The sequence below is a fragment of the Candidatus Hodgkinia cicadicola genome (genome assembly GCF_002774925.1).
Genome location: NZ_CM008780.1, coordinates 1 through 12,896, shown reverse-complemented (window position 1 = coordinate 12,896; position 12,896 = coordinate 1). Strand labels below are relative to the sequence as shown.

General features: G+C 30.4%; 2 protein-coding genes and 2 rRNA genes. All 4 read right to left on the bottom strand.

Annotated elements, in window-relative coordinates:
• Positions 1–5,182: 5,182 nt before the first annotated feature.
• Positions 5,183–7,897, bottom strand: a 23S ribosomal RNA gene (locus MAGTDC_RS00735).
• 359 nt (positions 7,898–8,256) lie between these two features.
• Positions 8,257–9,833: ribosomal RNA gene (locus tag MAGTDC_RS00730) — 16S ribosomal RNA — on the bottom strand.
• Together the 16S and 23S rRNA genes form the textbook arrangement of a ribosomal RNA operon.
• A gap of 930 nt (positions 9,834–10,763) precedes the next feature.
• Complete coding sequence (locus MAGTDC_RS05230) at positions 10,764–10,886, bottom strand: hypothetical protein (protein ID WP_278046864.1); 123 nt, start codon at positions 10,884–10,886, stop codon at positions 10,764–10,766.
• 999 nt (positions 10,887–11,885) lie between these two features.
• On the bottom strand, positions 11,886–12,032 hold the full coding sequence (locus MAGTDC_RS04230) for a hypothetical protein (RefSeq protein ID WP_192572953.1): 147 nt from the start codon (positions 12,030–12,032) through the stop codon (positions 11,886–11,888).
• Positions 12,033–12,896: the final 864 nt, after the last annotated feature.

Below are 12,896 nucleotides of genomic sequence, written 5' to 3'. Positions count from 1 at the left end.
TACTTACTGAAATTTAATATGTTTCTTAATGTTTAAAACCTATAGTTAGCATCACACCTACAATCAAAACATTAATTTAAATAATTTGTTATCGATTAATATTTTTTTTGTTTGTAAACCACTAATCTTAATTCATTAAATTTTATCACTGATCAATCTAACATTTAATCCAATGAAGTTATTATCATGTTATTTTATCTATGATTGAAATATCTGTAATCGAACTATTAATCTATTATCCAACTACTTGTTTGGTAATAATTTATTCATTTCTTCAATAAAAATTATGTACTGGTTAATATCGATGTAATTAAGTGCTTACACATCAATTGAATCATTTATTAATAACAATTATGTTTACATTATCCTTTCATCTTTCTCCTATTTCTTTCTAACCAACATGCCTACTTCTTGATCATACCAACTATCTGTGTTTTTTTAAAAAACCAATTTATTTCTTTTATTACATTAATGTTAACACTATCACTTTAAACATACAACATATTGAATTCTAATACATGACAACTACTATGTTGTTATTGTCATATTTTCTTTTATTCCTATATCTCAATCTAACTTTAACCTTAATTCTTACAACGTACCAACATGATTTGTTTTATCTGAATTACATGTTATAACATTTAATCGATATCAAGTGTTAAGATCTTAAATGATTACACCAATTACTATCATTGGCAAGAAACATAACATGTTATAGATATAACAATTTTTTTTGGTTTTATCATCATGAATAATAACATCTAATATAAATATTACTTATTACTACTACTACCTGAATTAATTACCACACATTCCATACCCACATACTTTTTTCTTAGGCCTTTAAACCACAGTTACTGTTTTTTTGATTTGTTACATCAAACGATCTGTGAATCAGAGATACACCATGTTGGCACATTTATTTATCTTAATATAACATTAAGTGTAGTTATATACTCACTATCTTTTTTACATCAATACTACCTCCAATGTTTATATCACTGAATCCGTGTTTTAGGTTAACACTATCAAAACATTGAACCAAATATTTGATAATTTGGTTACCTTAAAGATAATAACTAGTATTTTAATTATCTATTAATGATTAAACACCTAACAACGTTGTATTTCGTTATAATTTATATCAACAAAGTTTTAATTCTTAACATAATCAATATATGTCAAAAAAAAACAACCACACCATCTATCATCGATATTGCGTTGTTGATAGATGTCATATTTTGGCTATAATAATGATTAATTTAATTAAGTGATTAACATAATGTTCATTTTAATTATTAATTTTAAACTATACTGATAACAACATAATCTGTCAATAAATAGATCTTAAATAAGATATTCCAACGTTTGTGTTCATAATTTCATGTTGTTAATTAATATCTCGAAATAACTTTTCTGTCTTGAGCTTTAAATTTGATCTGTTTTCTTCGTTTATGTAAATAGAAATCATTAATACAATCTATTTAATCTTGATCGAAAGATCTTACAGATTCTTGTAATATTTTATATTGATTTCAATTATCTGAATATCGAAATGAATGAATATCAAGATGGAAACTTCAACGTCCGATGATAATTTTAATAGATCAAATGACTTAGATTTTTATGTTAACATTCAAATCTATTTCTATAAATCTTTAATAATTTCAATGTTGATGGTTTTGATCTGGAACATCAGCAACACAGAGGTTATCATCTTTCAATGATACAAGATATATTAATTCAGGTTGATTTTTGTTTTAATTTTTGTTTTATCTCTATAGATTATTATTTCAGTATTCTTATTTAAGATGAATTGGTTCGATTATATCTATAATTCTAAAATTAAATTGAATGTTTACTTATTTAATATCGGTTGATATCTATCCTTTTTTTTATTTTTTTAAATATATTAATCACAGATTTATAAAATAGTAAACACAAACAATAAGTAACTTATGTTTTATAAATAATTAAACACCATTATTTTTTATCAATTCTTTTCTATCAATATCAACATCATCATGTACTTCTATTAGATTAAGTCCTTCATGATCATCTCGATGTTAATTGACATGTTGTTCGAACCGTTTGTTTGATGTCAAATGTTTATGTTCACCTCGTTTGTTTTGATTAGTTCGATTGATGTTCTTTTATATTATAATAACTGTGACTTCGTTGGTTTAAAAACATGTATTTGATTGATATTTGAGGTTATTTATATTTTTCTATGTTTTAATATGAAGCATGCGGCTTATTGATTGTTTTAATAATCAATTCTATCAAATAACATTATTTTTTTTACTAGCGGAATTATTTCTTAATAACTAGTCTAATTCTATTTTAGAGAACACATATAATAAAGGATATATCTTCAATGAATTACTAATTCAATATATTGTTATTATATCTTGATTAAGAGTAAATCTTATTAAAACTAATAGTTACAGATACTATTTGGTTGATAGTTTATGTTATTTATGTTTGAAATAATCGGTTCTCGTCTATTTGAACATATCAATATGTTTTTATTTATTTGATCTACATCAAGTTATCATTATGTTCACATGATTAAGATATCATGAGATGCTTATACAAACGTGTGGATATCTTAATTTGGAAATATAAAACATAAAATTGATATAAATGATTAGTTCGTTAGGTTTATGTTTTTAAAAAAACAAGTAATGAATCTGGTTCTTTTGTTTGTTTTATAAAATCCAAAGAAAATATGATAATTCGAGTAGTTAATGTTATTTTGTTATGATTAGCATGGCTATTATTTGACAGTTTATATATGGTTTATTTTAATCTTTGATATTAGATTAAATTAAGATATATTGATATAATTAACAATCAATGTATCGTTAGTCGAGAAATGTGTTATATCTGCGTTGATTTCGACGCTAATTTTAGTTAGATGTCGATGTAGATGTTCGGTTTTTTTGTTCTGATTAATTTATCTTATGGATTTATTATCATGTTAATGATTACATCATGTTTATCACTGAATAATATTGTGATTAGATTGACACGGTGGTATTTCCGTAGTTCGTTTGATTGAAATTATTGTTAATAACATTTATAGTTAATGTCATGAATATTACACATAAACTTGTTGTGTTTAGGTTTTATTAAAACAAATTAATTGTTATTAACCTGTTAGGTTGTTGTTTTCTTTATTACTTAATCCAATGATTCACTTTTAAAGTTATCTAATGAAGTTTTTTTGTTTTATATTTAACAATATGGCTTTAGTTAAATCGATTCCATGAGTTTTGTTTTATATTAAGAATGAATTATTAAAATCATTATGTTATAACATCGGTGTCTTTGGCTTTTGTTTATAACTTTATGATTGGGTTATTAGATTATTTCTTTAGGAGTTAATATTTAGATACTAATGTTTAGATATCGGGTTGTATAAAGTTTTTTTGTATCGATTTCTGATGATCAGATTTTGATTGAATTACTTCTTACTTAGATCTTTAATCGGATTAAGTTCCAAGAATGTATGAAATAAATAATATTTGAAGCAATATACATCTGTGATTGTTTAAATTAATACTACTGGATTTTGTTTTTTAAATCATATATCAAAATCTATCAACAATTAGTACTACCATGTTTGATAATGTTTATACTCGATTTGATATCAAATTTCTTATTAAGAATAGATATACAATGTTTAAGTAAGATATTAAATGGTTTATATAAAATATTTTTTAAATTAAAAAACCATAATTATGAAATAGCTTTTAATATATCTTCAAGAGATTAATATTGATGTTATTTTAATGAAAATAATCTATCAATCTTTATATGATGTTATTATTTTTTTTATGAATATATATTAACAACAAGTAATTATCAACTATGACCATAGAAATGTTATAGTCTTATAATTAGTAGTTTAAATTTGAGTAAATTTCTTTAGTATTTTATAAATTCTAATATCTTTGATCTAATATCGATCAGCGATCAATTGTAATTCCATATTTGTGTAATCGATTATAAACATATATAGTAATTCTGAAAATTATGATAGATATAAAGTCATGGAAATTTTGTTGCTATAGTGCTTGAAATAATTAATATTAATCTTGTGTTTTAATTTTATTTTTAGATATATATAACAAAGACATTAATTTGTAACATCACTACGTTGTAAATTTAACTGGAACTGAGGTAGTATATAAAGAAATATAAGTCTGTTGGTTTTTTGGATTAGGAGTTTGATTTAATTGGTTAAAACGAAGAAGTTATCAATAAGGTTTATAGTAGATTAATTTCTCTATTAACATATTTGTTTGAAGATATAAGTTAACAAGATTCTAAGAAACATTCGATTTTGTTTAAAACAGAGATTAAAAAATTAATGAAGTTACGAATTATAGATTAAATGTTGTAATAACAGAGATTCATAATATTCTAATGTTAAATATAGGGATGAGTTGTAAATATGGAACAATTAATATGGTTATGACAAGATATAAAGACAGGGATTAAATACAGATGAAAGATATACTATGTTGTTAGAACTTAAAAGTTAGGATATTGTGTATATGTGTGTATGTAAAGTTAGAAAATATAATATTTATAACTAAGAATAGTTACAATTACATCATTCGATAACAACATCCGTTAGTGACATCTATTAGTAATATCCAATCGCCAACATCCGTTGACACATGTTTATGAAGAAAAATTAATAAACCAACAAGTTAATGGTATTTTAGGTTATAATTAAGTAGTCATTAATGTAAAAACCAATAAGTTTTAGTTTAAGGACAATGAATTGAACGTTGAATTAACAACAAGATAATTATGTTTGACGAACTGCATTTATGTTATTGTGTGATGATCGATGATGGATCTTTGATACTTGTTATTTTTAATATAAAGTGATAAAGAGATAAATGTTGATATTGGATATAGTGATGAAATATGGTAAGAATCATGATAATTTTTTAATCATGAAATCTAATAGAGAATTATTTCTCTTCTACCATATTCAATAATGTTACCTACCAGCTGAACCTCTAATATCCAGTGGTTTTTGTTGATGGACAACAAGGTGTTTAAGATTTTAACTATTCATGTTTAACATGGTAATGCGTTGTTGTTCTTAAACTTAACTACTGATAGGTATAACTGATTCTTATATTGTTAATAGTTTCTTTGTTTATAATTTTCGAGATATTAGTACCAGTTAGCTGAAATATGTTACCATACTTACACATCTGGCCTATCAATGTGATAGTCTGTCACTTCTCTTAATAGAATGTTTTTTTGGGTCAGCTTCCGGCTTAGATGCATTCAGCTGTTATCTGTTCCATACTTAGCTATCCTGCCATGCCGTTTGATAACGACAACAGGTAGACCAGAGGTATGTCCATCTCGATCCTCTCGTACTAGAGACAGGTTCCATCAACATTCTTACACTCACGGCAGATAGGGACCGAACTGTCTTGCGACGTTCTGAACCCAACTCACGTACCGCTTTAAATGGCGAACAGCCATACCCTTGGGACCTTGTTCAGCCCCAGGATGCGATGAGTCGACATCGAGGTGCCAAGCAACCCCGTCGATAAGAACTCTTGGGGGTTATTAGCCTGTTATCCCCGGCGTACCTTTTATCCGTTGGCAACGTCCCTTCCACATAGCTTCGTTGGATCACTATGACCGACTTTCGTCTCTGCTTGACATGTCTGTCTCGCAGTCTAAGCAGGCATATGCCATTGTACTCTACTGACGATTTCCAACCGTCATGAGCCTACCTTATGTACGCCTCCGTTACTCTTTGGGAGGCGACCGCCCCAGTCAAACTACCCGCCTTGCATTGTTTCACATTAAGATTGACTTTCAGTGATGAAGATATTATTTGGCAACAGGATGGTGTTTCATTTGACAGCTCACGCTGAGCTAACGCTCAACGGTTATCGCTTACCATCTACACTGCACAATTGACCAAAGTATATCGATACAAGGTTGCAGTAAAGGTGCACGGGGTCTTTCCGTCTTGCCGCGAGTACCCCGCATCTTCACGGGGATTTCAATTTCACTGAGCTTGTGCTGGAGACAGCGAGGAAGTCGTTACGTCATTCATGCTGGTCGGAACTTACCCGACAAGGAATTTCGCTACCTTTGGACCGTTATAGTTACGGCCGCCGTTTACATGGGATTTCATCTTAAATGCTATTCACATCAAGACTTCACTTGCCAGTACCGGGCAGACGTCAGACTCTATACTTCATCTTACGATTTTGCAGAGTCCTGTGTTTTTGATAAACAGTCGCTTCCTCCATTTCTATTATACCCAACCTTGGTTACCCAAAGTCAGGTTATGTTTCTCCCGAAGTTACACATACAATTTGCCGAGTTCCTTCAGCACAATTATCTCATACACCTTAGTATACTCTACCCAACCACCTGTGTTGGTTTTTGGTACGGTCTATATCCACAAGCTGTTTCTTGTTAACAATTAAACATAAGCCAAACCAATCCAATAAGATTTGACAGGTTTAAGTTAAGTCACTTGCGGAAGGCTCACGAATATTAACGTGATTGCCATCGGTTATGCGCTTACGCTTGGCCTAAGGTACCGGCTAACCCCATTCGGAACATCCTGGAATGGGAATCCTTAGTCTTTCGGTGTGAAAGATTCTCACTTTCAATTATCGTTACTCATGTCAACATTCTCGCTTCCGATACCTCCAACAACCCTCACGGGTTGCCTTCCATGGCTTACGGAATGCTCTGCTACTGTATTGCTCGAATTGGCAATACTCCTGACTTCGGTACTGAACTTAGTCCCGTTACATTTTCGGCACAAACATTCATTAATCAGTGAGCTGTTACGCTTTCCTTAGATGATGACTGCTTCTAAGCCTACATCCTGATCGTCTTCGAACATTTATTACCTTTCTCACTTAGTTCAGATTTAAGGACCTTGATCGAGGATCTGGGTTGTTTCCCTTTCCACTACGGACGTTATCGCTCGCAGTGTGATTATTAGCTAAAATCCAACAACAGTATTCGAAGTTTGGTTGAATTTATTAGAATTATTACATTCTAACCATTCATCCAGAGCTCTACCCCTGTTGGGGTACAACTAACAACCTACCTACATAGGTTTCGCAGAGAACCAGCTATCTCCGAGTTTGATTGGCCTTTCACCCCTAACCACAGATCATCCCAACGTTTTGCAACACGTACGAGTTCGATCCTTCAGTCGATTAACATCAACCTTCAATCTGTCCATGGTTAGATCACTCGGTTTCGGGTTTGAAGCTGCAAACTTTTTTTATTGCCCTTTGTGGACTCACTTTCGTTTCGCTTTGTTTGATTATAAAGCTTCGCTTGCAACAGCAACTCGTTGACCCATTATACAAAAGGTACGTCGTCAGGTCTTTGGACCCTCCGACTGCTTATTGGCATCCGGTTTCAGGATCTGTTTCACTGTCCTGTTCGGACATCTATTTCACCTTTCCCTCACGGTACTAATTCACTATCGGTTGTGCATATATGTTTTGGCTTAGAAGGTGGTCCTCCTATCTTCAAACGAGATCCGTTGTGTCTCGTTCTACTTTAATCAAAATTCTAATGCCAACAAAACAAGGGCTATCACCTTTACTTGCTTGTTTTTCCAAACAATTATTATCGGCATTTACGAATAATAGCCAATATTTGGTTTCACTCGCCGCTACTAACAAAATATCCTGGATATATTTTCCTACAGGTACTAAGATGTTTCAGTTCCCTGCGTCTATGACATCATTGATTAATAACCAAGATCAATCTCGATAAGAGATATAATAACATTTCATTTTCTCCATGTTACCGTCATTTATTATGCATACCAAGGCATCCACCGGATGCTTTCAGACATTATATTCTTTCTATTAACTTTGAGGAAAAAAACAGAGTGTTGGATGATGATTTTTTAAAAAAGATCAGAATATATTCATTAATAATAGTATTTAAAACTAGATCGAAAAGAAAAAAAGTATAAACTAATTTGTTAGTTACATTGAGATTCATCTGTATGGATTGGAAGTACGGTGATTAAGAGATGGATGTAACCATCAACAGGCTTTGTTCTTTTATCAACAATCACCACCCTACAAGAAAATATGTAAAGAATAGGGTTACCAATATATTTAATAATTAATCTATAGCACTAAATTAGTGCTAAATTAAATAGTCTTATTACTTCATTGTTATGAAGTGTTGTAATCTTAACTAAAGACTACACTTTGTTATGTTTCAGCCACAGGTTCCCCTACAGCTACCTTGTTACGACTTCACCTCGGTCACCAATTTTACATTGGATTCTAAATCTAGAATCTTCGGATAAAATCGACTCCCATGGTGTGACGGGCAGTGTGTACAAGACCCGAGAACGTATTCACCGTGGCATGCTGATCCACGATTACTAGCGATTCCTACTTCATGTACTCGAGTTGCAGAGTACAATCCGAACTAAGACAACTTTTTTGAGATTAGCTCCATCTCACGATATTGCGACTCTTTGTAGTTGCCATTGTAGCACGTGTGTGGCCCAGCCCATAAGGGCCATGATGACTTGTTGTAATCCTCACCTTCCTCTAACTTTTTCGTTAGCAGTCTCCATAGAGAGCCTATTTTTTTTTGGCAACTATAGATAAGGGTTATGCTCGTTTTAGGACTTAACCATACATCTCACGACACGAGCTGACAACAGCCATGCAACACCTGTTCAAGGTATTCTTACTTTGTTGTAAGCAGCATATTATTTCTAATATGTTTAACCTAAAATGTCAAGGGCTGGTAAGGTTCTTCGTGTAGATTCGAATTAAACCACATGCTCCACCGCTTGTGCGGGTCTCCGTCAATTCCTTTGAGTTTTAACCTTGCGGTCGTAGTCCCCAGGCGGAGTGCTTAACGCGTTAGCTATACAATCAAATATGAATATACAACCCTATGATATATTCAAGGATATACCCTTCAGAATGTATTATTTATACCAAACTGTTAGCACTCATCGTTTAGGGCGTGGACTACCAGGGTATCTAATCCTGTTTGCTCCCCACGCTTTCGCACCTCAGCGTCAACTTAACCCAGTGAACCGCCTTCGCCTCTGGTACTCCTCCAAATATCAACGAATTTCACCTCTACACTTGGAATTGTGTTCACCCCTATTAAGTTCATAGTAATGTAGTATCAACAACCTGCTATGGAATTAAGTTCCAAGATTTTACTGTCGACTTACAAAACCGCCTACATGCCCTTTACGCCCAATAATACTGAACAACACTCGCTCCCCTCGTATTACCGCGGCTGCTGGCACGAAGTTGGCCGGAGCTTTTATTTAGTTACTATCATTATTATCGCTAAATAAACAGAGTTTTACAATCCGAGATTACATGTTTTTTGTATCCCTTTTTATAGGATCTTCATCACTCATGCGGCATGGCTGGATCAGGCTTTCGCCCATTGTCCAATATTCCTCACTGCTGACTTCCGTAGAAGTTTGGGCCTTGTCTCAGTCCCAATGTGGCTGTCCATCCTCCCAGACCAGCTATAGATCTTGGCCTTGGTAGGCTTTTACCCCACCAACTAGCTAATCTACCGCAAGCTCATCTTGTTCCGAAATAAAATTTCTTTACCTGTTGCAGGAATCATACGTTATTACTTTAAGTTTCCTTAAGCTATCCCGTTGAACAAGGTAGATTCTCACGTGTTACTCACCCGTTCGCCGCTAACAACCTGCATGAGGTTATCCGCACGACTTGCATGTGTTAGGCCTGCCGCCAGCATTCGTTCTGAGCCAGGATCAAACTCTCTCTCATCATAAGCCATATTATTGTTAATATGATACTCAGATGACTTAATTTTAGCTTAAAACTAAGCTTAGAAGATCATGTCGATCTCCGTTTCTTCTTAAACCCAAGTAAAGGTCAAGAAGTATCAAAAAAACGAATAATTTTTATATTAACAACCTCATCAATATTGATAACCTAATAATATAAAAAAACCATATAAAACAATGAATCTTTAGAATATAAATACCGATGAAAATTAAAAAAATCAAACCAATAATAAATATGATATAACATTAACATCAAACGTTTCAAACATTCTAAGGAGTCTATAAGGTAATTTCTCTAACCGTCAACTACTTCATAAGTCTATAAATGATATATAAGGGATCGAAACCTTTTTTTTCAGTTGTACTTTTAATCCCCACATTTTCAATTCAAATACGAAAAATAAATCAACATGTTATTAACTTGCCTATAATTACTACCAATAGTTTACTAATCTTACAATCAAATAATATCATCTATTTCTTTGATCTTCATATCGAAGATATCTTTAATGTCATAACATTTAAGTAACATAATTACTACCATATTTATATAAATTATACAATATCGTTAATACCCTATCATTTATAAACCAATCTAAATGGAATTATCAACATCAACATCCAAACGACCTGATACAAATATTTCCATTAAACATAAACAAATCTATTCTCATTTAATTGAATCCTTATCACAATTTTATCATAAATCACAACACATATATATACTCATAATGACAACATAACCATAAATCAACATCAATAAATTAATAACATTTTGTTATCAAACGCAACATCCCAATCATCAATAGAAAACAACCTTCATCTCCTTCCTCTTTATTCATACCCAATCCCAATACCATCGATTAATAAAGATATTTCAATTTCTAGTTATAACATCTCCATTTTGGATCTAATCAAACACATCATGTACCACTATTATCAGACAATATAAACAAACGTTAATAAAACATACCATTGATAAATTATCATCAAACCTCAACATCCTAGTTAAACAACGACCAAGCAACATCAAACATAACTGTAATTCAAACATATTGAAACAAAGCAAATAACAGATATTAACATTGATAAAAACTCCAATAAAATATTTATATTTACCCTATCTTATTACGATCAAGGAAATTATAATCAAGAAAAATTACTCTATACGACAACATTATGCTTGTTGTTTTATATTTAAACACAAATATTGAATTATAACAACTACTATCGAACGATTTAATATAAACATTTATAGCTTCAATGATATAACTAGTTCAATGATGAACGGAACTAATAGTCAAACACTCGCATCATTATAAAATGATTAATCGCTTCAAACTACCAATTTATAAAAAATAAAATTAATTAAACCAAATCAAACAACGACAACACAACATCCTCGATGTTAGTCATTAATCATTTTAAACAATAAAACCATCAACAAAGGTAATCCTATACATAATAAGAACAACATGATAAAATCATTTAATCTCATAACGTTGGTATTATTATAGACAGATACTAAACAAAACAACCTATAACATCGAATAAAATATATATATCCTATCTTTTACGTTGTTACCAACATTCAATTGCCAAGATAGAACTATTAAAATATATCGTAAATAATCAAGTTACAAATTATAAATCAAGTAAGTATACATTGGATTGTATACATCATCATGATGTTTAACCGAATCATAAAACAACTATTATAACCACCTATGTTAAAACAAATAACTTATAACGAATTAGTTAAATAATATCTACATTTATGAATATCTACATTTATATATCAAAAAATCCATCAACCATAATACAACTTACCGAACATAAACATCACAAAATCTCATTATTAATATCAACACAAACCATAATTCAAACGCATATTATTTCATGCATTAACTAAACAACCTATATTAAACAGGATATAATATAGAGAATAATTCCATTTAAATTCTATCATTACAACAACAAAACAAATCCAGATTTAATTAAACAAGAAATTATATAATCATTCTTATATATATTAACCAATTACACTTAAATCACCAACTAATACTAATAATAAACCAAAACACATGACATCATCGGTACTAAATCAAACACTAACTAATAGAAATGAACAACGGCTATTACCAATGATAAAATTAAACATTAAAAACCAAACACCCATGTAAATATTATAAATCTAATTACATATTGTTATATTTTTGTTACTTAATCAAGTTGTTTTAATTTCAAACAAGTTAAATCAATAGTATAAATATATCAGATGTAAGAATAATTATAGACCATCAATTATTAATTGCAACAAATGCATAATACAACAACCTATCGGTTATATTTAACTTAATAAAACACATATATTTATATCGTCAATAATAAAATCCAGCATCACGATATAATTTAATTCTTCCATGTACTAAATAAATTGTAATTAATAAGTAATATAAATTAAATGTTTAATTAAGACTGATTACTTGTTGTTATCTTGTTATCAGCCATCAATAGAAAACCATTAACATTATACATAGTATCAAAATAATTAATCAACATCCAATTAGACAACATAGATATTAATTATTGATATTTTTCAGATGTAAGAGATGTCTTAATCGATTCTCTTTAATTATAACCAACATGTTACTAGTAATTGTTAAACAGAATTAAATTAACCTATGAAAATATAGAACTAAAATAAAGAAATAATCTCAATGCTTTGAACATTGTAATCGATTTATAACATAGCCAACTAATCATTAAGAGTTATTATGAATAACTAACTATTTTATTAATCCAAGTCATACAACATACCCACATAGTCAACTTTCATCGATTAAATTCTATCTTTAAAAACAAATACTTTTATTAGTTATTAACAAATATTAATATCATAAACATAAATCTAAAACCTACTACATCATGATACTAATAATATATTCTTACTACCACAGATTCATCATCTAAACATAAAAACTATTAAACTATAACAAAAAACCTATCAACTAGAAATCAATCACTTCACAATGTTTTTTTT